This window comes from Jannaschia pohangensis (assembly GCF_900113875.1).
Classification (GTDB): Bacteria; Pseudomonadota; Alphaproteobacteria; order Rhodobacterales; family Rhodobacteraceae; genus Jannaschia; species Jannaschia pohangensis.
In genome coordinates, this window is sequence record NZ_FORA01000002.1 from 210,020 (window position 1) to 232,838 (window position 22,819).

The following is a 22,819-nucleotide window of genomic DNA, read 5'->3' on the forward strand; positions in this document are numbered from 1 at the left end:
CGGGAACAGGCCAGGCGTCAGGCTACCAGTGCTTCGGCCTTTTTCAGGTCGACGGACACCAGTTGGCTGACCCCTTGCTCCACCATCGTCACCCCGAACAGGCGGTCCATCCGGGCCATGGTGACGGCGTGGTGCGTGATGATGAGGAAGCGCGTCTCGGTGCGGCGCGTCATCTCGTCGAGCATGTCGCAGAAGCGCGTCACGTTGGCATCGTCCAGCGGCGCATCGACCTCGTCCAGAACGCAGATCGGCGCGGGGTTCGCCAGGAAGACGGCAAAGATCAGGGCCAGCGCCGTGAGCGTCTGTTCCCCGCCCGACAGCAGCGACAGCGTGGCAAGTTTCTTGCCCGGCGGCTGGCACATGATCTCCAGACCGGCCTCCAGCGGATCATCGCTCTCGACCAGTTCCAGCCGAGCCTCGCCACCCTGGAACAGGTGTTTGAACAGGGTGCCGAAGTTGGTGTTCACCGTGTCGAAGGCGTCGAGCAGGCGCTGACGCCCCTCCTTGTTCAGGGTCGCGATTCCGGCGCGCAATTCGGCGATGGCCTGCTCCAGATCGGTCTTTTCGGCGGCCAGAAGGTCGTGTTCCTCCTGCACCTCCCTGGCGTCCTCCTCGGCCCGCAGGTTCACGGCGCCCAAGGCATCGCGCTGGCGTTTCAAGGCATTCACCTTGGTCTCGATCGTCTCGACCGGCGGCAGGGTCTCGGGGTCCGTGTCGAGCGCGTCCAGCAGGTCCGCGGGCGTGCAGTCGAGCGCTTCGGCGATCCGCTCCTCGGCGTAAGCAACGGTTTCACGGGCCGCATCCAGCCGCGCCTCGGCCCGAGCGCGGGCCTCGCGCGCCTCGCCGGCCGCGCGTTCGGCATCGCGGGCAGCTTGCAGGGCGTCGCGCAGCGCCGTCTCGGCGGTCGCCAGCGCATCGGCAGCAGCGGCCCGGCGCGTCTCGGCCCTGCCGATGTCGGCGTTGAGGTCCGCGCGCTGACGGGCCAGGTCGTCGGGCACGGTCCGCGCGGCCTTCAGCTCTGCCTCGCTGGCGGTGCGCCGTTCCGTCAGTTCGGCCAGCCGCTTGTCCGCCTGCCCCAGACGAAGGCGCCAGCCCGACAGCTCCTTGGTCACCTCCTGCGTCCGGCGCACCCGGGCCTGCGCCTCGCGTTTGAGTTCGTCCGCCTGCGCCCGCCTGGCCATCATCGCCATCCGGCTGGCCTCCACGGTCGTGCGGATCGTCTCCAGTGCCCCCCGCGCCCCGTCGAGCGGAGCCAGATCGCGGCGCGCCGCCTCGGCCTCGCGCTGCGCTTCGCGGGCTTCCAGCATCTCGGCCTCGAACCGGGCGACGGCCATCTGGGCGGTTTCCAACCGGGAGGCGGCCATCCCGCGCGCACCCTCGGCCTGCGCCAGTTTGCGGCCCGCATCGGTCAGGGCCCGGTCGGCGTCGCGGCGCGCCTCACGGGCCTTGGCCTCGGCCTCGCGCCTGCGGGTCAGGGTCGCGACAAGCGCCTCATGGGCCGCGCGGGTACCCTCGGCGCGCTGCTGTGCCTCCTCCAGGTCCTGACGCAGGCTGGCCAGCCGGTTCACCTGCTGCAATCGCAGGGCCGCCGCCGAGGGCGCGGCTTCGGCCGAAGCACGGTAGCCGTCCCACCTCCACAGATCGCCTGCCTGCGACACGAGGACCTGCCCGGGCAAGAGGCGCGGCTGCATCTGCGCCGCCTCTTCAGGGGTGACGAGGCCGATCTGGTGCAACCGCCGTCCCATCACTTCGGGCGCATCCACATGGGGGGCGAGCGGGTCGATCCCGTCGGGCAGGGCCTGGGGGCGGTCATAGGGCGGCAGGGTCGTCCAGCCGGTCTCGTCCGCGTCGCCGACCGGCACCTCGGAGGCGCGCAGGTCGTCGCCGTAAGCCGCACCAAGCGCCGCTTCGAACCCCGGTGCGACCTTCAGACGGTCGAGCAGCGGCTCCCCCTCGCCCGTGTCGCGGTTCAGGAGGTTGGCAAGCGCGCTGGCCTCGGCCCCGAGGGTTCCGGCCACACCTTCGGCCTCGGCCCGTTCGGTGCGTGCCAACCCCTCGGCCTCCTGCGCGGCCTCGCGCGCCGCCTCGGCCTCGGTGAGGGCGACTTCGGCGGCGGCGGCGGCATCCTGCGCGCGCGCCTGATCGGCGGCGGCCCGGGTGGCATCGGCGGCGGCCTGGCCTTCGGTGCGGCGGGCGGCATCGGCCTGGGCCCGGGCCTCCTCGCCCTGGGCCTCGACCCGCGACAGGCGCTTGGCGGCATCCTCGGCCATGCGCGTGACCGACTGGTGACGCGCGGACAGACGGGCCAGATCCTCGGTCAGGGTCGACAGCTCTTCCTCGCGCGTGGCCAGCAGGCTGGCGGCCTCCTGCGCGTCCTTCTGGGCGGCGGCCAGAGCGTCGTCCTGACCCTCGGTCGCCTTGGCCAGCTGCGTCTGCTCCCAGACGAGCCGGTCGATGGTTTCCCCGGCATCGGTGTTCAGGGTGGTTTCGCGGTCCGCATCGGAGATCAGCTGTGCAATGCGCGATTCCAGCGTCTCGATGGTGGTGCGGGCCTGCGCCTCCCGCTCGGTCAGGGTGTCGCGTTGGACGGACAGGCGTTGCAGGACGGCACCGGCCACCGCCTCTTCCTCGCGCAGGGGGGGCATGGCCTCCTCGGCCCTCTTGCGGGCCTCGTCCGCCTGCACGGCCAGCCGTTCGGCCCCCGCCGCGTCGGTCAGACGGGTCCGCAGGGTGGCGTCGGCGGCGGCGCGCGCCTCCTCAGCCTCGCGCCAGCGCCGATAGAGCAGCAGCCCCTCGGCGGCGCGCAACTGCTCGCCGATCTCGCGGTAGCGCTGTGCCTGACGTGCCTGCCGGGCGAGCGAGGCGAGCTGCGTCGCAAGCTGCTCGATCACGTCATCGACCCGCGCCAGGTTCACCTCGGCCCCGTTCAGCTTCAGTTCCGCCTCGTGGCGCCGCTGATAGAGGCCGGAAATCCCCGCCGCTTCCTCGAGGATGCGGCGGCGGTTCTGGGGCTTGGCGTTGATCAGCTCGGAAATCTGGCCCTGCCGCACCAACGCCGGGCTGTGCGCCCCGGTCGAGGCGTCGGCGAACAGCATCTGCACATCGCGCGCCCGCACCTCCTTGCCGTTCAGCCGGTAGGCGGAGCCCGCGTCCCGCGTGATCCGCCGCACCACATCCAGCCCGTCGCTGTCGTTAAAGGCCGCGGGCGCTGTCCGGTCGGCATTGTCGAGCGCCAGCGTGACCTCGGCGAAGTTGCGGGCCGGACGGCTGGCGGCACCCGCAAAGATCACATCTTCCATCCCGCCGCCGCGCATGGCCGTCGGTCGGTTCTCGCCCATGACCCACCGGAGCGCCTCCAGCAGATTGGACTTGCCGCAGCCATTGGGTCCGACGACCCCGGTCAGGCCATCGGTGATGATCAGATCCGTCGGGTCGACGAAACTCTTGAACCCATTGAGTCGGAGGCGGGTGAAACGCATGGCCCCGATCATCCCGTCCCCGGCGGTCGGGTCAAGCGCGGCCCGCTGGATTTATCCAAACCGGCGGGGTTATCCACAACATATAGATCATCCCCGCCAGAACATGGGTCGCGCCCGGCGTCAAACACGACGCAAACGCGCTTGACCGTTCCCGGCCCGGGGCGCATCAAGGCGGAGCAAGGTTTCCCGATGCGCCCAAGCGCCAAGGGAATGAAATGGGAATTTGGTGAGGGCGACCCAAGCAGGGGTCCGATGCCAGAGCCGCCCCCGCGACTGTAAGCGGTGAGCGCGGTGCCAAGGGCCACTGGGACGACCCCCGGGAAGGCGGCACCAAGCTTCGACCCGCAAGCCAGGAGACCAGCCCTGCACCGTGATCCCTCGATTGGGTCGCGCAATACGTTAACGGACGGGGTGTTCCGTGAACGGGGTGCATGATGTGCAATGGCCCCGACACGACCCCCCTTCAGCAAAGACCCGAAGGGGACCGCAACGATGAAAAGACTTCTCACTCTTGGCCTCGCGCTGAGCGCCGCGACACCGGCCCTGGCGCACCACCCCCTGGGCGGGCTGCCGATGGAAACCTTCGCCCATGGCCTGCTGTCGGGCGTCGGCCACCCGGTTCTGGGCTTCGACCATCTGTTCTTCGTGGCCGCCATGGGCGTCGCCGCCGCCTTCACGTCGCAGCGCTTCACCGCCCCGCTGGCCTATGTCGCCGCGATGCTGGTCGGCTGCGCCCTGATGACGGCGGGCGTGGCGTTGCCTGCGGCCGAAATCGTCATCGTCGCCTCCCTTCTTGTGGTCGGCGGCCTCGTCGCCTCGGGGCGCAGCCTGTCGCTGATGCCGATGCTGGCGCTCTTCGCGGTCTTCGGGCTGTTCCACGGCTCGGCCTTCGGGGCCAGCGTGGCCGGTCAGGAAGGCGGCGTCGGCGGCGCGGTCTTCGCGGGCTACCTCATCGGCCTGGCGGCCGTGCAATACGCGCTGGCGCTGGCCGCCGGGTTCGCCACGCGCGGCCTGCTGCGCGCGACCGAGGCCTCTTCGGTGAACGCCCGCCTGGTCGGGGCCATGGTGATGGGCGTCGGCCTGTTCCTCGGCCTCGAGTTGGTCGAGGGGCCGCTGGTCGCCGTTCTGGTCGGCTGACCCCGTTCCGATATCCGACCGCCGCGCCCCGGTGCGGCGGTCTTTTCTTTGCCCGTCTGCCCCGAGGTCCCCATGCACGCCAAGATCCCCGCCACCATCGTCACCGGCTTCCTCGGGGCCGGCAAGACCACCCTGATCCGGCACATGCTGGAAAACGCGGGCGGTCGGCACATCGCGCTCATCATCAACGAATTCGGGGATCTCGGCGTCGACGGCGGCATCCTCAAGGGCTGCGGGATCGAGGCCTGTTCGGACGATGACGTGGTCGAGCTGTCGAATGGCTGCATCTGCTGCACCGTGGCCGACGATTTCATCCCGACGATGGAGGCGCTTCTGGCCCGCGACACACCCCCCGACCACATCGTGATCGAGACGAGCGGCCTGGCCCTGCCGCAACCCCTCGTGCGGGCGTTCAACTGGCCGGGCCTCAAGACGCGGGTCACCGTGGACGGGGTGATCACGGTTCTGGACGGCCCCGCGGTGGCGGCGGGCACCTTCGCCGCCGATGTCGCAGCCGTGGACGCACAGCGCGCCGCCGACGACGGGCTGGACCACGAGACACCCCTGTCGGAGCTTTACGCCGATCAGGTGGCCTGCGCCGACATGATCGTGGTCAACAAATCCGACCTTCTGGGCGATGGCACGGCACCGCTGGTCGATCGTCTGAGGGGCGAGGCCCGTGCGGGTGTGCAGGTCGTCCCCGCCGCCATGGGTGCCCTGCCGGTCGATGTCCTTCTGGGGCGCGGCCAAGGGGCCGAAGACGACATCGCCGCCCGCCACGAAGTGCACCACCACCATCACCACCACGATGACGACGACGACCATGACGACGATCATCACCACCACGACCACGGCCACGACGCCTTCGAAAGCTTCGTCGTCGAGGCACCCGAGGTGACCGATCCCGCCGCATTTGCCGCCCGCATTTCCGAGGTGATCCGCCGTCACGGCATCCTGCGGCTGAAGGGGTTCGCCAGTGTCGTAGGCAAGCCGATGCGGCTGACGGTGCAGGCCGTGGGCCCCCGGGTGGACCATTACTTCGACCGCGCTCTTGGCGGCGATGCGCGGGGCACCCGGTTGGTGGTCATCGGTCAGGCGGGTCTCGACCGCGCGGCGATCACGGCGGACCTCGTGGCGCAGCCCGCAGCAGCATGATCCTGGTCGCGCCCGCCGACCCCGCAGATCCGGAGTGCGCCGCCCTGCTGGCGCAGTCCCACGCCCTGATGCAGTCGATGTTCACGCCTGACGAATGCCACTTCCTCGACATCGACCGGCTTTGCGCGCCGCATATCCGGTTCTTCGCCGCGACCGAAGGCGACCGCACCCTGGGCATCGGGGCCATCGCCCTGCACGATGATTATGCCGAGGTGAAATCCATGTTCACCGACCCCGCCGCCCGCGGACGGGGCGTGGCGGATGCCATCGTGCAAACCCTCATCCGGGCCGCCGCAGCCGAAGGCCGGGTGGCGATGAAGCTTGAAACCGGCACGGGGCTGGACGCGGCACACCGCCTCTATGCCCGCCACGGGTTCACGCCCTGCGGCCCCTTCGGTGCCTATGTCGAAAGCCCGGCCAGCCTGTTCTTCGAACGGTCGGCCGAAGCCTGACGTTCAGACCCAGACGGCTTTCTGCGCCCCCGCCACGGCGATCCGGGCCGCAAGGCGGGCGTTGTTCAGGACCAGCGCGATATTCGCGGCCAGCGCCTCGCCCTCGGTCACCGCATTCAGTCGACCCAGAAGGAAGGGCGTCACGTCCTTGCCCCGCACCCCCTCGGCGTCGGCCTGCGCCAGCGCTGCATCGATGGTCGCGCCGATCCGCGCCGCGTCCAGCGCATCCGCCGCCGGAATGGGGTTCGCGACCAGCATCCCGGTCCCCATGCCAAGCGCCCGGTTGGCCGCCAGCATCGCCGCGACATGGGCCGGGTCGTCCAGCCGCTCGCCCGCGATCACGCCCGAATGCGGGGTATAGAACGCGGGAAACTCATCCGCGCCGAAGGTCACGACCGGCACCCGCAACGTCTCCAGCATCTCGAGCGTGCGGGGAATATCGAGGATCGACTTGACGCCCGCGCAGACCACCAGAACCTCGGTCGCGGCCAGTTCCGTCAGGTCGGCGCTGACGTCCATCCCGTCGCCCCGGTGGACGCCGCCGATGCCGCCGGTGGCGAAGACGTCGATCCCGGCCAGCGCGGCGATCCGCATGGTGGCCGACACCGTCGTCCCCGCCGTCAGCCCCTTGATCACGCAGGCCGCGAGGTCCCGCGACGCCGCCTTGATCACCCCCTTGTCCTGCCCAAGCCGCTCCACCTGGGCGGGCCCCAGACCCGCGCAAAGCCGCCCGTCGATCACGGCAACCGTCGCGGGCACCGCACCTTCGTCCCGCACCGCCGCCTCGACCTGCAAGGCCACTTCGGCGTTCTGCGGCCAGGGCATCCCGTGGCTGATGATCGTGCTCTCCAGTGCCACGACCGCCCGCCCGCCGGACAGGGCCGCCGCCACTTCGTCGCTTTTGTGAACCTGCATCGCGGGCCTCCTTTGCTGCCGCCCCTCTTGCACCCATCTGCGCCGTCCCGCAAACCCCCGTCCGACAGGGAGATCACCGATGCACCTTCTCGCCGCGCAACCCGGGGCCATCGACGACGGCGAACCGGTCGACCTGGGCCAGACCCCGGGCGACCTGATCGTCATCAGCGCCGCCGACACCGAACTCGCCGCCCTGTCCGAGGCGCGGGCCACGATGTCGGCTGCGCCGGACCTGCGGCTGGCGAACCTGATGCATCTGCGCCACCCGATGTCGGTCGATCTGCACCTCGACGCCTGTGCCACGAAATCCCGGCTGGTGGTGGCGCGCATTCTGGGCGGGCGCGGCTATTGGACCTATGGGCTCGAGCAATATGCCGCCCGTTTGCACGAGGCCGGCGTGCCCTTCGCGGCCCTTCCCGGCGACGACAAGCCCGACGCAGAGCTGCGCGAGCTGTCGACCGTCGCCGCCGACGACTACGACGCGCTCTGGTCCTGTCTGGTCGAGGGCGGCCCGGCAAATGCCACGACCTTCCTGGCCCATGCAAAGGCGATGATCGACGCAGGCCCCCGCCCCGCCCCGGCGCGGCCGCTGCTGCGCGCGGGGCTCTATTGGCCTGGCATGACCGAGGCGACGCACGACAGGCTGGCCGCGAACTGGACGGAGGGGGCGTCGGTCGTCCCCATCATCTTCTACCGCGCCCTCTTGCAAGGGGCAGGGCTGAACCCGGTCAACCGGCTGGTCAAGTCGCTGCTGCGGGCGGGATTGAACCCGATGCCGATCTTTGTCGCCTCGCTCAAGGACCCGGTGTCGCGCGCCACGCTCGAAACCCTCTTCACCGCGACGCCGCCGGACGCCATCATGAACCTGACCAGCTTCGCCGTCGGCGATGCCGGGACCAACCCCCTCGCCGCCCCCTTCGCCAACCGCGCCCCGGTCTTCCAGGCGGTCCTATCGGGCGGCACCGAGCAGGCGTGGGAAGGCGGGCTGACCGGGCTTTCGGCGCGCGACATCGCCATGAACGTGGCCCTGCCGGAACTCGATGGCCGCGTACTGACCCGGGCCATCGGCTTCAAGGGCGAGGCGTTCTTCGACGCGGCCACCCAATGCCCGATCGCCACGTGGAAAGCGGCGGGCGACCGGATCACCTTCGTCGCGGAGCTGATGGCGCGGTGGTGCCACCTGCGCCGAACGCCTCCCCCGGACCGGCGCGTCGCACTTGTGCTGGCAAATTACCCGAACCGGGACGGGCGGCTGGCCAATGGCGTGGGCCTCGACACACCTGCCGCGACCGTCCACGTCCTGCGCCTGCTGGCCGATGCGGGCTACGATGCGACACCGCCCTCGGACAGCGCGGCCCTGATGGCGCAACTCCTTGCCGGACCCACGAACTGGCTCACCGACAGGGCCGAGCGGACGGGCGGGGAGGCGCTCCCCCTCGCCGACTACAAGACCTTCTACGCCAAACTGCCCCTCAAGGCCCGCCAACAGATCGAGGACCGATGGGGCCCTGCGGAAGACGACCCCTTCTTCTCTGCTTCCCAAATACTCGACCAGGACGGTACCACCGGCGCAGGCTTCGCCCTGTCGATCCACCGCTTCGGCAAGGTCTGCGTGGCGCTGCAACCGGCGCGAGGCTACAACGTCGATCCGACCGACAGCTATCACTCCCCCGACCTTGTGCCGCCGCACAACTACCTCGCCTTCTACGCGTGGCTGCGGGCGCAATCGGATGCGATCGTGCACATGGGCAAGCACGGCAATCTCGAATGGCTGCCGGGACGCGCGATTGCGCTCGGGACCGACGACTGGCCGGAAATCGCCCTCGGGCCCCTGCCCCACGTCTATCCCTTCATCGTCAACGATCCGGGCGAGGGCACGCAGGCCAAGCGCCGCGCGCAGGCCGTCATCATCGACCATCTGACGCCGCCGCTCACCCGCGCGGAAACCTACGGCCCGCTGCGCGACCTCGAAGCGCTGGTGGATGAATACTACGAAGCCGCCAATGTCGATCCGCGCCGGATCGATCTGCTGCGCTCGGAGATTCTCAGCCTCGCCCGCGTCACCGGTCTCGACATCGATGCAGGCATGGACGGGTCGGACGATCTGGCCAGGCTCGACGCCTATCTCTGCGACCTGAAGGAGGCGCAGATCCGCGACGGGCTGCACATCTTCGGTCAGTCGCCCGAGGGACGGCTTCAGGACGACCTGCTCCAGGCCCTGATGCGCCTGCCGCGCGGCGAAGGGGCCAGCCTGCCGCGCGCCATCGCCGCCGATCTCGGGCTCGACCTCGACCCGCTCGATTGCGACATGGCCAAGCCCTGGGACGGCCCGCGCCCCGACCTCCTCGCGGGCGAGACCCCCTGGCGGACCAATGGCGACACGGTGGAGCGGATCGAACACTTCTCGTCCCGCCTTCTGCGGGGGGATGCCGACGCGCCCGGGCCGATGACAGCGGCCACGCTGGAAGAGGCGACGACCCTGCGCCAGACCCTCGTCTCCTGCGGCCCGGCAGAAGAAAAGGGCCTCCTCACCGCCCTCGCAGGGCAATTCGTCGCCCCTGCGCCCTCCGGCGCGCCCACGCGGGGTCGACCGGATGTGCTGCCGACCGGGCGGAACTTCTTCTCCGTCGACAGCCGTGCGGTGCCGACGCCGACCGCCTGGAAGCTCGGCTGGAAGAGCGCCAACCTGCTGATCGAGCGCCATCTTCAGGACCACGGCGATTGGCCCCGCGCCATGCTCGTCACCGCCTGGGGCACGGCGAACATGCGCACCGGCGGCGACGACATCGCACAGGCCCTCGCCCTGATGGGTGTGAAACCCCGATGGGACACCGCAAATCGCCGCGTCACCGGGTTCGAGATCATCCCCGCCACCGCCCTGGGCCGCCCCCGCGTGGACGTCACCCTGCGCGTGTCAGGGTTCTTCCGGGATGCCTTCCCGCAGCAGATGGCCCTCGTCGATGCCGCCGCCCGCGCCGTGCAGGCCCTTGACGAAACCGAAGAAGACAACCCCGCCGCCGCAAGGTTCCGCGCGGGCGAAGGGGCCGCGCGGGTCTTCGGATCGAAACCGGGCGCTTACGGTGCGGGCCTTCAGGCGATGATCGACGAACGTCTCTGGGCCGATGCCGCCGACCTGGGCCGCGCCTATGTCGAATGGGGCGGCTATGCCTATGGCGCGGGCGAAGGCACCGCAGACCATGACGGGTTGCGCCAACGCCTGGGCCAGGTCGAGGCCATCGTCCAGAATCAGGACAACCGCGAGCACGACCTCCTCGATTCCGACGACTACTACCAGTTCGAGGGCGGGGCCGCTGCGGCGGTCCAGATGCTCCAGGGCCGCAAGCGCCCGGTCTATCACAACGATCATTCGCGCCCCGAACGCCCCGTCATCCGCACGCTGGAGGAGGAAATCGGCCGCGTTGTCCGCTCTCGCGTGGTGAACCCGAAGTGGATCGCGGGCGTCAAACGCCACGGCTACAAGGGCGCCTTCGAAATCGCCGCGACGGTCGACTATCTGTTCGCCTTCGCCGCGACGACGGGGGCGGTTCGCGACCACCACTTCGATCTGGTCCACGCCGCCATTCTGGAAGACGACGACACTCGCGACTTCATCGCCGAGGCCAACGCACCGGCCCTGGCCGACATCGCCGACCGCCTGCGCGAAGCCATCGACCGGGGCCTCTGGCAGCCCCGCTCCAATTCCGCGCGAGCGCTGATCGACCGTTTCGCGCGGGCATGACGCGGGCGCTCTTCATCTGCGGCAAGGCCCGGATGCGCAGCCCGACGGCGGCCGAGATCGCGCGCCAATGGGTCGAGACGGACTATGCGGGCCTCTCGCACGATGCCGATGTTGCCATTGACCACGACGCGGTGGACTGGGCCGATATCATCCTGGTGATGGAGGCGCGGCAGGCCAAGCGTCTGAAGACCCTCTTCCCCGATCTGTCGGCCCGAAAGACCATCGTCAACCTCGGGATTCCCGACCGCTATTCCTTCATGCAGCCGGAGCTGGTCACCCGTCTGACCCCCATCCTGCGCGCCCGTTTCGCGACCTGACAGGGCAGACGATCGCCAGCCAGGTCCCTTGATCGAAATCAGCGACGCGACCTCCGTGATTTGTCAGACTGCGGGGGCAAAACAGGAGATCTCACCATGCTGAAAATCGCCAAGATATCCGACAACCGGGTCGACATCGAGCTGAGCGGCAGTCTGGATGCCGACGCCATGCGTGTCGGTCTGGACAAGCTGATCGCCGACTCCGAGGACGTGCGGGCCGGGCGGATGCTTTATCGGATTTCCGATTTCTCCCTTCCGACCCTTGCGGCCATCGGGGTCGAAATGGCGCGCCTTCCCAAGCTCTTCGGCCTTCTGGGCAAATTCGACAAATGCGCCGTGTTGACCGATTCCGCGTGGTTGCGAACGGCGGCGTCGGTCGAGGGGGCGCTGTTCCCCGGTCTCGAGATCAGGAGCTTCGAGATGGCGGACGAGGCGAAGGCGGAAAAGTGGCTGGCGGCCTAAGGAGGAGCGCGGTCCGGTCCATTGAACCCCCTCCGCCGGGACGCGCCCGGACTTGACCCGTTGTCATGAGGCGAACAAATGAACGGATGACCGAAGACGAAACGCAATCACTTTCCGAGATGGAACCGCTCATCGATGCGCTCTTCGACGTCTCGTGCGACTTCGTGACGAAGTTCGGAAACTTTCTTCCGCACGGCGCGACGCTTGATTCAGCGGGGGCTGTCCGGCTGGTGGGCGCGATGACGGAAAACGAGATGACCAACTCGGAGGAAGTCCTGCCGCTCCTGCACGACGGCCTTCGCCAATCCACGGCGCAGGCCGACACCCGCGCCGTCGGGGTCAGCGAAAGCGTCTACATCGGGGCAGAGCGGGAGCCGGCGATAAAGGTGCTTGCCGAACATCGGGACGGCCTGACGGTAGCCCTTTACATGACCTGGAAGAAGCGGCTGCTGCGCGCGCCTCACTTCGGCGAAACCCGGATGGTCCGGGCCGATCCGGAAGTGGGACACTGGGCCTGATTTCCGCCTTCGCCGTCACTCCGCCCGACAGTCCAATGCCATGTTCACAAGGGCGATGTCGCCGATGGCGGTGCCTGGTTTCACGCGGCAGCCGGTGACCTCTTCGGTGGCGGCGACGGCGGCCAGGACCACTTCGGTCAGACCGGGGCGCCAAGTGGGGTTCGTGCGGGTCGCCTGCGCGGTTTCGAGGTTCCAGTTCACCCGGAAATAATGTCCGCCCGCGCTGGCGGTGCCGGACCGGTTCAGCCCGTCGAGGGGGTGCGCGCTGTTGCAGGCCGCGAGGACCGGAAGCGCAAGGAAGGCGAGGCGTCTCATCGCATCACCATCGGGTCAAAATGGTAAACGTCCGGTTAACGGGTCACGCGTCGCCAGAGCCTGTCTGCACCACATCGAGTCCACGCGCTTGCAGAAGGCGGAGCGTCGCGCGGGCCACGCGCACCTCGTTGGCGCGGGCTTCGGTCCAGGCGGCGCGAGCGGCTTCGGCGTTTTCGCCCTTGGTCGCGGGGTCGTGGCGGCGGCGGGCCTGGAAACCGGCACGGGCGAGGGAAGACACGAGTTTGCTGTCCAGCTTGGCGCGACCTGCAGTGTCGGTCTCGGGTTCATCGGTCATGGGAGCCCCTTTCAAGAAACCTGTCCGCCAATCGCTACGCCCTGCCGGTCGGCGAGCCAAGCGCCGTCTTGCCCGGTGGCGCAATCCCTCCTGTGCCGCTAGGATCGTCCGACACTACGCCGCAGGCAGGACGCAATGACAGAGACCCCGATGAAGCCCGACGACACCGAACGCCACAACGCCAAGATGGCCAAGAAAAAGGCCGCGCGGGACAAGATCATGGCCACCAAGACCGACGAGAAGGGTCTGGTGATCGTCCATACCGGCAAGGGAAAAGGTAAATCTTCCAGTGCCTTCGGGATGATCTTCCGCTGCATCGCCCATGGGATGCCCTGTGCCGTGGTGCAGTTCATCAAGGGCGGCATGGGCACGGGGGAGCGCGATCTGATCGTGAACAACTTCGGCGACCTGTGCGAATTTCACACCATGGGCGAGGGATTCACCTGGGAGACGCAGGACAAATCCCGCGACATCGAGATGGCACAGGCGGCCTGGGCCAAGGCGAAGGAATTGATCCTCGATCCGCGTAACCGTATGGTTTTGCTCGACGAAATCAATATCGCGCTGCGCTATGACTATGTCGACGTGGCCGAAGTCGTGGCGTTCCTGCGGGACGAGAAACCGCCGATGACCCACGTCGTCTGCACCGGGCGGAACGCCAAGGAGGAGCTGATCGACCTGGCCGATCTGGTGACGGAAATGGAGCTGATCAAGCATCCCTTCCGGTCCGGCGTGAAGGCGCAGGCGGGCGTGGAGTTCTGATAACGGGATCAGATTTCAGGGGTGATCCACGGGTGACGAACGGGTGATCTACGGGTGACGCGTCTGGTTTGGCTGGATTTTCCGTTTTGGACGGATGTCAGGCCAAGAACCAGCTGACGATCCGCTCCAGCAGAGGGACCAGTTTGGCCAGGATCGCCTGACCTTGCGGGGTCGCGGCCCAGAGGTGGATCGCCACCGCTCCGGTCGCGTAGGTCGAGGCCCCCTTGGCCGATCTGTCGAGTACCGCCAGAACGCTGCCGACAGTCTTGACGCCGCGACGAAGAAGACCCGGCCTGCGAGCCTCATCGGCCCGGGCCGCCTCGAAGTAGTCTTTCGCCGCCACAAGAGTTTCGCGAAGCGTGTCGTCCACGCTCGGCTCACCCTCGAACGCGGCGAGGGCCTCGTCAGTCACGGCCTCGGCGTCCTCGGGGGTCACTTCGGGGGCGAGCGGGGGCAGGTCGTCGACCTCCTCGGGCAGCAGGAGGCCGCAGTTCATCATGGGTCGCGACCAGATGGGTCCAGCCCGCCACGAAACCCTTGTCTAGGGCGTCGGTCACATAGCGGTCGGACAGGGCGCCACGCAGGATCGCCATCGGGCCGTCGAGAGTGATGTAGGTCGGAGCCTCGGCGGCAAGCACGTAGGCGTAGCGCTGCAATCGGCTCCGCTGGACATGGGGGAGTTGAACCTGCTCGGCCTCGGCAAGCAGGTCCTTCACGTCGGCACGCAGGGCGTCCAGCCGCGTGTCCCGCTCCACCGGGGCGAGGCGCTTGGGTGGGGAGGCATTGCCCGCCACGAGCTTGCCGTCGCGGACGCCCACCTCCACCTCGGCCGCATCCCGCAACCGGTCCGTCACGCTCCGCGCATCCGGGCCAGCCCCACCCCCGGCAGGGGGATCACGGAAGTCGGGGTGGGTGCCCTTGAGATATTGCACTGTCTCGATCGCGCACCTGTCTCCCGGGAGGCGTGACAAGAGGTCGAGGCGCCGGTCGTTGTTGGGATCAGCGGCGGGGGTGCCTTCGAACGACAACAGGCTAGCGCGTTCGTCCCAGAAAACAGGAATCGATAGCAAAACGCTCAGTTCACGAACACGCGTTTCATACAAAGAGAGATATGTTAGTGCAGACAGGCCGGACAGAGCACTGATATCGTCCACATGAGTCCTCGTCAGGTCCAGATGCGTCAGCGCAGACAGACCAGACAATCCACTGATGTCACTAACCTGCGTATCGGATAACCTCAGACGCCTGAGTGCGGACAGACCAGACAATCCACTGATGTCACTCACCTGCGTGTCGGCCAGGTCCAACTCTTCCAGCGCGGACAGGCTGGACAACGGAGTGATATCAATCACCGGCGTGCCGAACATAATCAAATGCGACAACTTGGAAAGGCTCGATAAAACACTGAAATCGCGGACTTCGGTGGTGGAAAGAGACAAAATTTCGATCTGAGTCAGAGCCGCCAAAGCAGAGATATCAGCCATTTTGTGAGCTATGACGTTGCTACGTTCTTCTGAGTTTAGATGCCCGATGGTGAGCACCAGCAAATCCGTAAGCAAACCGATCTCTTCCGGCACCCGCGTCAGCGCCGGAAGGTCCGAGAAATCAAGTACCAGTCGCGTTTCCGCGTTATCGCTTTCCGCCGCTGCCTCGATCCGCCGAAGCGCTTCGGCCTCGGCGGCGGAGGGGTCCGTGCGCCAAGCCTCGCTCACCCGAGCGCCTTGTCGCACCGTCCGCAGACGCCGTCGTGGCCGTGGTGGCCGACGTCGGGGAGGATCTTCCAGCAGCGTTGGCATTTGCCGCCCGTCGCCTGGGCGAAGACCACGGCGACGCCCGGCGCATCCTCGGACACATAGGCGCCTTCGGGGGCCGAAGCGGTCGAGACGGTGATGCCCGAGACGATGCACAGATCGTCGAAGACCACGTCCTTGAGCACCTCCGCCGTCGCCGTGTCGACGTGGACGGTCGGCGCGGCCTCGAGCGAGGAGCCGATGACCTTGTCGCGGCGCTGCACCTCGAGCGCGCCGGTGACCACGCGGCGGACGGCGCGGATGCGGGACCACTTGGCGGCCAGATCGGCGTCGCGCCAGCCGGGGCGCAATTCGGGGAAGTCCTGCAGGTGGACGGACGAGTCGTCGCCCGGGTGCACCTCGAGCCAGACCTCCTCCATGGTGAAGGGCAGGATCGGGGCGAGCCAGGTGGTCAGCCGGTCGTGGAGCAGGCGCAGCACGGTCCGGGCCGCCGCGCGGCGCGGCGTGGCCCCGTCGCAATAGAGCGCGTCCTTGCGCACGTCGAAGTAGAAGGCCGACAGGTCCACGGTGGCGAAGTGGAAGATCGCCTGGAACACGGCGGCGAAGTCATAGCGGGCATAGCCGTCGCGGACCACGTCATCCAGTTCGGACAGGCGGTGGAGAACCCAGCGTTCCAGCTCGGGCATCTCCAGAGGGTCGACGGGTGCGTCGTCGGTGATGGAGCCCAGCATGAAGCGCATGGTGTTGCGCAGGCGACGATAGCTGTCGGCGACGCCCTTGAGGATCTCGGGCCCGATCCGGTGGTCGGCGGTGTAGTCCACCGTCGCCACCCAGAGGCGCAGGATGTCGGCCCCGTATTGGTCCACGATGTCCTGCGGCGCGATGGTGTTGCCGATGGACTTGGACATCTTCATGCCCTTCTCGTCCATGGTGAACCCGTGGGTCACCACGGCGCGATAGGGCGCGCGGCCCTTGGTGCCACAGCCCTGAAGCATGGAGGAATGGAACCAGCCGCGATGCTGGTCGGTGCCTTCGAGATAAACATCGGCGATGCCGTCCTCGGTGCCGTCCGGGCGGTCGCGCAGGACGAAGGCGTGGGTGGAGCCGCTGTCGAACCAGACGTCGAGGATGTCGTCGACCTTGTCCCATTCGGCGGGGTCGTGGTCGGGGGCAAGGAAGCGTTCCTTGGCGCCGGGCTTGTACCAGGCGTCCGCGCCCTCGGCCTCGAATGCGGCGATGATGCGGGCGTTGACGGCCGGGTCGCGGAGCAGGAAATCCGGATCGTCGGCCTTGGCCCCCACCCTGGTGAAACAGGTCAGCGGCACGCCCCAGGCCCGCTGGCGCGACAGGACCCAGTCGGGCCGGTTCTCGATCATGGAAAACAGGCGGTTGCGGCCCGTTCGGGGCGTCCACTCCACCAGTTTGTCGATGGAGGTCAGGGCGCGTTCGCGCACCGTGGTGCCGTAATCGTCCTTGCCGTCGCCCACGGGCCGGTCGATGGCGGCGAACCATTGCGGGCGGTTCAGGCGGATGACGGGCGCCTTGGAGCGCCAGGAATGCGCGTCGGAGATGGTGATGCGGGCACGGGCCAGCAGGCCGCCGACCTCGACCAGCTTGTCGATCACCGCCTTGTTGGCACCGCCGGGCTTCTTGCCGTCTCGGCTCAGGATGTATTGCCCGCCGAAAAGCGGCAGGTCGGCGCGGAAGGAGCCGTCGGCCTCGATGTTGAAGGTCATCTTGAGGCCGTGCTTCACCCCGATCTGGTAGTCGTCGTCGCCATGGGACGGGGCGGTGTGAACGAAGCCCGTGCCCGCGTCGTCAGTCACGTGGTCGCCGGGGAACAGCGGTACGTCGTAGTCCCATTCGCCGTTGCCGCCGTCGATACCGCGGAGGGGGTGGGCGCAGGTCAGGCAGGCCAGTTCCGTCGGGGTCACGTCGCGTAGGCGGGTCCACTGCCCCTCTTCAAGCCTGGCAGCTTTCATCGTGGCCTGGGCCAAGGCATCGGCCATCAGGTATTTGTCCCCCACGGTGGCCCAGGATTCGCCGGGCGTGCCGGTCACCTCGTAGAGACCATAAGATGTGCCGGGGCCAAAGCAGATTGCCCGGTTCTGCGGCAGGGTCCAGGGCGTGGTCGTCCAGATGATGACCGAACAGCCCGCGAAATCCGCGCCCATGGCCTGCACAGCGGCGCCGAAACCCGCCTCGCCGTGCTTGGCGATCAGCTCTTCGGACAGGGCATCGTTGCCCCCGATCCCGGCGACCGGGAATTGCACCCAGACCGCGTCCGTCTGACGGTCGTGGTACTCCACCTCCGCCTCGGCCAGCGCGGTCTTTTCGACGGGCGACCACATCACCGGCTTCGACCCCTGATAGACCAGCCCGTTCATCAGGAAGGTCTGGAATTCGGCGGCGATCACCGCCTCGGCGTGGTGCGCCATGGTCAGGTACGGATCGGCCCAGTTGCCGGTGATGCCAAGGCGTTTGAACTCCTCGCGCTGCACATCCACCCACCCGGCGGCGAACTCGCGGCATTCCTGGCGGAACTCGACCACGTCGACGGCATCCTTGTCGCGGCCCTTCTGGCGGTAGGCTTCCTCGATCTTCCATTCGATCGGCAGGCCATGGCAATCCCACCCGGGCACATAGCGCGCGTCGAAGCCCATCATCTGGCGCGAGCGGACGACCATGTCCTTGAGCGTCTTGTTGAGCGCATGGCCGATGTGGAGGTTGCCGTTTGCATAGGGCGGCCCGTCGTGCAGCGTGAAGGGCGCGCGGCCCGTCTTTTCGCGCAGACGGTCATAGATGCCCATCTCTTCCCACCGGGCGAGCCAGTCGGGTTCGCGTTTGGGCAGGCCCGCGCGCATCGGAAAGTCGGTTTCGGGCAGGTTCAGGGTCGATTTGTAGTCGGGGGAGTCGGCGCTCATGTCGGCGTCCTTCGGATCAGCAATGGGGGTTCAATGCGGTGCGCGGACGGCGGCACCTTGGCCCGGCCGCCCCGATGGGTCAGGGCGCCGGGGGAATAATTCGCGGCGATATGTCTACTCTTCCCGTCATGGCGCGCGTTATAGGCCCCGGAACGGGGAAACGGCAAGCAGGCTTGGACATGGCAAGGATCGCGATTGCGGGGGCGGGGATCGGTGGGCTGGCGGCGGGGGCGGGGCTGGCGCGCGACGGCCACGATGTCACCGTTTTCGACCGCTACGAGGCGCACTTGCCCGTCGGATCGGGCCTCGTGGTGCAGCCTGTGGGTCTGGGCGTTCTTGACGGATTGGGCGTGGGCGATGCGGCCCGTGGACTGGGCCAGACCCTGCGCCGGATGGCGGGTCACGAGGCGGAGTCGGGGCGGCCCGTCCTGGATGTGACCTATGACCCGAAGGGGCGCGGACGCGAGGGGCTGGCCATGCACCGCGCGGCCTTGCATCACGTGCTGTTGACGGCAGCGGAACGCCAGCAGGTCCGGTTCGAACTGGCCGCCGAGATCACCGGGCGGGAGGGGACGCGCCTGCGCCTGACGTCCGGCCTGACCGAGGCATTCGACCTGATCGTGGATTCCGCCGGAGCCGGGTCGGTCCTGTCGCCGCTGCGGGCGCGCGCGCTTCCCTATGGGGCAATCTGGGGCAACGTTCCCTGGCCCGATGCCACGTCCCTGCCAACGGATGAGCTGCGCCAGTGTTACCGCCGCGCGGACCGGATGATCGGGGTGCTGCCCATCGGGCGACGTCCGGACGGCGGCCCGCGCCTCGCCGCGCTGTTCTGGTCGATGCCGCGCGGGGCTTTCGAGGATTGGCGGGCCACGCCGCTGGATCAGTGGAAGGCCGAGGCGCGGGCGCTTTGGCCAGAGGTGGCCCCCTTCCTCGACGGGGTCGCGCACCACGACGACATGACCATGGCGCGCTATTCCCACGGCACGCTGCGCAAACCCTTCGACGACGGAATCGTCCATATCGGCGACGCCTGGCACCGGGCCAGCCCGCAATTGGGCCAGGGGGCGAACATGGCGCTTCTGGATGCGGAGGCTCTGGTGCGCGCCGTGGCGGATGGACCGCTGGCCGAAGCGGGCGCGCGGATGCGCAACGCCCGCCGCCTGCATGTGACGACCTATCAGATGATGAGCGCGGCTTTCACGCCGCAATATCAGTCAGATAGCCGGATTCTTCCGATGGTGCGCGACCGCCTGCTGTTCCCCGTGGCACAGGTCTGGCCCGCAAGATCGATCCTGCCGCCGCTGGCCCGCGGGCAGATGGTGCCGCCGATCCTGGGCGGGCTTTAACGGGATCTTCACACACGACTGGCAAGGTCAGGGCATACAAGGAGTCATCCCATGTCCCTCAGCCTGCTTATCGCTTTCGCCGGAACCACGTTCATCGTCCTGGCGCCCCTCTGCCTGCCCAAGCCGCGCAACCAGTCTGTGCCACTCGACTGACCTAGGGGTCCTTTCGGTCGGGGTCATCGCCTTCGGCTCTGGTCGGACCGCCGTTGAATGGATTGGACGGGGCGTCGGGATCGGAAGCGGCGTCAGGATCGGGGCTTTCATCGCCGTCACCGTCGGAAGCAGCAACGGTATCGGTGCCACCGTCGGACGCAGCGGCAGCATCGGTGCCAGCATCAAGGTCAGGGTCGACGGCGGCGGAGCCGGTCCTGTCATCGCGGTTGGCCCCAGCACCCGATGCGTCGCCCTTTGCCCCGGTCTCGTCGCCGCCTGACCCCGAAGGTTCCCCGGGGTCGTCATGTGATCCCGCGGCAGGGTCCGGTCGCATTCCGCCAGCCCATCGATCAAGCCACGCGAGGCCGGCGAGGGCGAAGGCCAGGCCGACGAAGGCCCCGACCCGCAGCAACCCGCCAAGGGAGGCGGCATCGATCAGGAAGACCTTTGCCACCGTTGCCCCAAGGACGATCACACCCGCCCGCCGCCACAGGTTGGAGCCCTTGGCGACGCCCTGATAGAAAAGCGCTGCGCCCAGGATCAACAGGGCAACGGTATAGCTGGTGATTTCGGGTTGGGAGAAGCCGCTCCAAAGCTGCATGTCGTCCGGCCCGCGCCAGAGATGCCGGATGGCGAGGAAAACCCAATGGCCCGCCAGTCCGGCCCCTGCGGCGAAGATGGCCTTCGGAAACCAGGCGTCGGGCGCGCGGGCGGCCATGCGTCGACCGGCGAACAGCAGCAGAAGCGCGGGTGCCAGATAGGCGGGCAAGAGGGTGTTCAGGAATGGGGGGCCCTCGACTGTATCGTCCCAGATGAAGCCGAAAAGCGGCGACGCCAAGGTGACGCTGGAGAAGACGGCCATGGCGCCCAGGGCGAAGAACAGACCCGCAAGCACCGTGCGGAGCAGCGGCAGGCGTCCGCCACGCTCCCGCAGTTCGGCCTGGGCCCAGGCGAAGAGAAGCCACAGGAACGCGGTGAGACCTGTCGTCAGATAGACCGTATCGAGATCGGCGGCCCGTAGCACCCGCCAGAGCAGGATCGTGACCGCATAGCCCGCGACCGAAATGGCCGCGGTTTCGGCCACTGCCTCGGGTTCGGGACGGCCTCGACCGCGCAGCCAGAGCCAGGCCAGCGCGAAGCCCGCCACCGGCGCCAGCATCGACAGGAGCACGGGCAGCAGATCACCGTCGACGTGCCACAGTACGCCCGGCTCCCCGAGCAATCGCCACCCCACGAAGGGCGCGGCCAGCACCACGAACCAGCCCAGAAGCGGCAGGTTGAAGCGCCGGTCGAACCACGCGGCGAGCGCCGCCATCAGGGCAACCGCCGCCGTCAGGGCCGCCTCGCCCGCGATCTGACCAAGCGCATAGGCGATGACCGTCAGCGCGACGAGACCGGCCAACGAGGTGCGCAGCCGGTCGTCGCCGTCGCGGGCGGCCCAGAGCCCCGCCACGCCGACCAGACCGGCCGCCACGGCCAGCGCATGCAGGGCCCAGGAATAGTACCCGAGAACGAGGGGCGCGCCCCAGGAAAGATGCAGGGCGATCCCGATCACGGGCGCGATCAGAACTGTTCCAAACGCCCATCCCAACCGGTGAGTAAAGGCCTGTTGCAGTGACCGCTGAAATGCGAGGAGAGACATGGCACCGCCCGCCATCAGCATCAACGTCGTCGCAGCATCGCCATCCGGCGGGCGCGCGACCAGCACGAGGCCGAGGAGGGCTGCGGGCGGGATGAGGGCGAGATCCTCAAGCCCCTCGGCCGACCTGGCCCAAGCCGACAGGGCCGCCAGAAGCACGACCAACGCCCCCGTGGCGACCCAGATCGACTGATCGTGCGCCAGGACGACAAAGGCAGCGGCCAGGGTGACGGCGACACCGGCCAGCACGACCTCAATGTCGGGCAGCGTGCCGCGCCGAAAGGCCGCAAGAGTGGATGGCCCGGAATGGTCCGGCAGGATCCGCCCGACGGGCAGTGCCATGGCCGAAAGCGCGATCAGGGTCACGCCGATGATAAAGGCCGTCGTCGTCTCGGGCGCGCCCGCCACAAGCAGCACAGAAGCTCCGAAACCGACCGCCAGGGCCAGCCAGCTGATCCAGCGGCGCCACCAGCGGCGCACCATGTCGACGGCAAGGCCCGCGAAGGCCAGCATGGCGAAAAGCCCGTGCAGCGGGCGCAGGTCCGACCCTCGCCCCCCGCCGACCACGAAGGGGGCCGCCGCGCCGCCGACCATGCCGACGGCGATCAGCAGAGGGCCGTGAAACCATCCCAGGACGATGGAGCCGAGCGCGACCACCACCAGACCGGCCAGCGCCTGTCCCTGACCGATCAGGTCATAGAGATGGCGCGCGCCCAGGATGGCCCCGAACAGGGTGACGACGCCGCCGCTGGAGAGCACGGACGGCAGATGGGCGGTGGCCACATCCTCGCCGTCACCCCATCTGCGGCGGATGTATTCGCCGCCGACAATCAGGGCCACGCCGAATGCAAGGGCTGCGAAGACGCGCACACGCGGCGGCAGAAGGCCCTGCTCCATCCCGTATTGCACGAGAAATATGCCAGCCAGGGCCAGCGATACGGCGGCCACGGCATAAAACCAGTTGGTCGAAAGCCATTTGAGGGCCTGGTCGATCAGGCTGGGCCCCTCGCGGCGGGGGCGGGAAGGTTCCGCCACAGGATCGAGGTCGGGAACGGAGATCCGGGGCCCGACCCGCGCGACCGTCCGGTCGATGTCGTCGGCGGCTTCGGGCGTGACACGGGGCGAGGCGGTCTCGGCCTGCGACTTCCCCCAGGGTGCGGCTGCGCGGGCAGGGGCTGCGGCTTCTGTCGGTGCAGGCGCGGGCGCGGGCTTGGCGGTCGGGCGTGGCGATGGCGTCGTGCGCGCGGCAAGCTGGTCGCTCAGTTCGACGACGGCGTCCTCGATGCGCCTGACCCGCCCGGACAGCGAGCTGAGCCAGAGCAGCGCGACGATAATGCCGCCCGGCACGCCCACGACGACGACAATCGCCAAAAGGATCAAAAGACTTTCCATGACGGCACCCGCGGTCAATCAAATTGCCCGGAAGCCTAGGGGAGTGGCACGGGCTTGGGCAACCACAT

The 22,819-nt window shown here is 68.2% G+C and carries 17 protein-coding genes and 1 riboswitch; of the genes, 9 read left to right on the plus strand and 8 right to left on the minus strand.

The window, feature by feature from the left end; genetic code table 11:
- Window positions 1-17: 17 nt before the first annotated feature.
- Window positions 18-3,479, minus strand: coding sequence for a chromosome segregation protein SMC (gene smc / locus BM002_RS08015; RefSeq protein WP_092780482.1), 3,462 nt, complete (start codon window positions 3,477-3,479; stop codon window positions 18-20).
- Between the two features lie 162 nt (window positions 3,480-3,641).
- Window positions 3,642-3,859, plus strand: a riboswitch (cobalamin riboswitch).
- 112 nt (window positions 3,860-3,971) lie between these two features.
- Between smc and BM002_RS08020 the strand changes: the two genes are divergently transcribed.
- The 3 genes from BM002_RS08020 (at window position 3,972) to BM002_RS08030 (ending at window position 6,223) form a co-directional block, all read left to right on the plus strand.
- Window positions 3,972-4,616: a HupE/UreJ family protein gene (locus BM002_RS08020; protein WP_092780485.1), complete on the plus strand. Its 645-nt coding sequence runs from the start codon at window positions 3,972-3,974 to the stop codon at window positions 4,614-4,616.
- Window positions 4,617-4,688: 72 nt separating this feature from the next.
- Window positions 4,689-5,771 (plus strand): cobalamin biosynthesis protein CobW, encoded by a 1,083-nt coding sequence (cobW, locus tag BM002_RS08025; protein ID WP_092779307.1) that lies wholly within the window; start codon window positions 4,689-4,691, stop codon window positions 5,769-5,771.
- Window positions 5,768-6,223 (plus strand): GNAT family N-acetyltransferase, encoded by a 456-nt coding sequence (locus tag BM002_RS08030; protein WP_092779309.1) that lies wholly within the window; start codon window positions 5,768-5,770, stop codon window positions 6,221-6,223. Before cobW ends, BM002_RS08030 begins: the two co-directional genes overlap by 4 nt.
- A 3-nt stretch (window positions 6,224-6,226) precedes the next feature.
- On the opposite strand, the gene BM002_RS08035 is transcribed toward BM002_RS08030, so the two are convergent.
- Window positions 6,227-7,138, minus strand: a complete 912-nt coding sequence (locus BM002_RS08035; RefSeq protein WP_092779311.1) for a pseudouridine-5'-phosphate glycosidase — start codon at window positions 7,136-7,138, stop codon at window positions 6,227-6,229.
- Window positions 7,139-7,217: 79 nt separating this feature from the next.
- Between BM002_RS08035 and cobN the strand changes: the two genes are divergently transcribed.
- From cobN to BM002_RS08055, 4 genes are all read left to right on the plus strand, one after another.
- Window positions 7,218-10,877: a cobaltochelatase subunit CobN gene (cobN, locus tag BM002_RS08040; protein WP_092779313.1), complete on the plus strand. Its 3,660-nt coding sequence runs from the start codon at window positions 7,218-7,220 to the stop codon at window positions 10,875-10,877.
- Window positions 10,874-11,194, plus strand: a complete 321-nt coding sequence (locus BM002_RS08045) for a hypothetical protein (protein ID WP_092779315.1) — start codon at window positions 10,874-10,876, stop codon at window positions 11,192-11,194. The genes cobN and BM002_RS08045 overlap by 4 nt, the downstream gene beginning before the upstream one ends.
- Window positions 11,195-11,290: 96 nt before the next feature.
- Complete coding sequence (locus BM002_RS08050; RefSeq protein ID WP_092779317.1) at window positions 11,291-11,656, plus strand: SpoIIAA family protein; 366 nt, start codon at window positions 11,291-11,293, stop codon at window positions 11,654-11,656.
- 86 nt (window positions 11,657-11,742) lie between these two features.
- The gene (locus BM002_RS08055; RefSeq protein ID WP_092779319.1) at window positions 11,743-12,174 is read left to right on the plus strand and encodes a hypothetical protein; all 432 of its coding nucleotides are present in this window, start codon (window positions 11,743-11,745) and stop codon (window positions 12,172-12,174) included.
- Window positions 12,175-12,189: 15 nt separating this feature from the next.
- Here BM002_RS08055 and BM002_RS08060 read toward each other — a convergent pair whose 3' ends face one another.
- Together BM002_RS08060 and BM002_RS08065 are read right to left on the minus strand one after the other, a co-directional pair.
- Window positions 12,190-12,489, minus strand: coding sequence for a hypothetical protein (locus BM002_RS08060; RefSeq protein WP_092779321.1), 300 nt, complete (start codon window positions 12,487-12,489; stop codon window positions 12,190-12,192).
- Between the two features lie 43 nt (window positions 12,490-12,532).
- On the minus strand, window positions 12,533-12,784 hold the full coding sequence (locus BM002_RS08065; RefSeq protein ID WP_092779323.1) for a hypothetical protein: 252 nt from the start codon (window positions 12,782-12,784) through the stop codon (window positions 12,533-12,535).
- A gap of 135 nt (window positions 12,785-12,919) precedes the next feature.
- On the opposite strand from BM002_RS08065, the gene cobO reads away from it, so the two are divergent.
- Window positions 12,920-13,546 (plus strand): cob(I)yrinic acid a,c-diamide adenosyltransferase, encoded by a 627-nt coding sequence (gene cobO, locus BM002_RS08070; protein WP_175484839.1) that lies wholly within the window; start codon window positions 12,920-12,922, stop codon window positions 13,544-13,546.
- Window positions 13,547-13,643: 97 nt separating this feature from the next.
- Here cobO and BM002_RS08075 read toward each other — a convergent pair whose 3' ends face one another.
- From BM002_RS08075 to ileS, 3 genes are read right to left on the minus strand one after another with little or no spacing between them, the layout of a single operon-like run.
- On the minus strand, window positions 13,644-14,042 hold the full coding sequence (locus BM002_RS08075; RefSeq protein WP_092779325.1) for a hypothetical protein: 399 nt from the start codon (window positions 14,040-14,042) through the stop codon (window positions 13,644-13,646).
- Entirely contained in the window at window positions 13,951-15,258 is a 1,308-nt protein-coding gene (locus BM002_RS08080) for a leucine-rich repeat domain-containing protein (RefSeq protein ID WP_092779327.1), read from the minus strand. Before BM002_RS08080 ends, BM002_RS08075 begins: the two co-directional genes overlap by 92 nt.
- Window positions 15,255-18,221 carry an isoleucine--tRNA ligase gene (gene ileS, locus BM002_RS08085; protein WP_092779329.1) on the minus strand — a complete coding sequence of 989 codons (2,967 nt, stop codon included), beginning with the start codon at window positions 18,219-18,221 and terminating at the stop codon, window positions 15,255-15,257. The genes BM002_RS08080 and ileS overlap by 4 nt, the downstream gene beginning before the upstream one ends.
- A 179-nt stretch (window positions 18,222-18,400) precedes the next feature.
- Here ileS and BM002_RS08090 point away from each other — a divergent pair, with 179 nt between their 5' ends.
- Window positions 18,401-19,567: an FAD-dependent oxidoreductase gene (locus BM002_RS08090; RefSeq protein ID WP_092779331.1), complete on the plus strand. Its 1,167-nt coding sequence runs from the start codon at window positions 18,401-18,403 to the stop codon at window positions 19,565-19,567.
- Window positions 19,568-19,721: 154 nt separating this feature from the next.
- On the opposite strand, the gene BM002_RS08095 is transcribed toward BM002_RS08090, so the two are convergent.
- Window positions 19,722-22,751, minus strand: a complete 3,030-nt coding sequence (locus BM002_RS08095; protein WP_092779333.1) for a DUF2339 domain-containing protein — start codon at window positions 22,749-22,751, stop codon at window positions 19,722-19,724.
- Window positions 22,752-22,819: the final 68 nt, after the last annotated feature.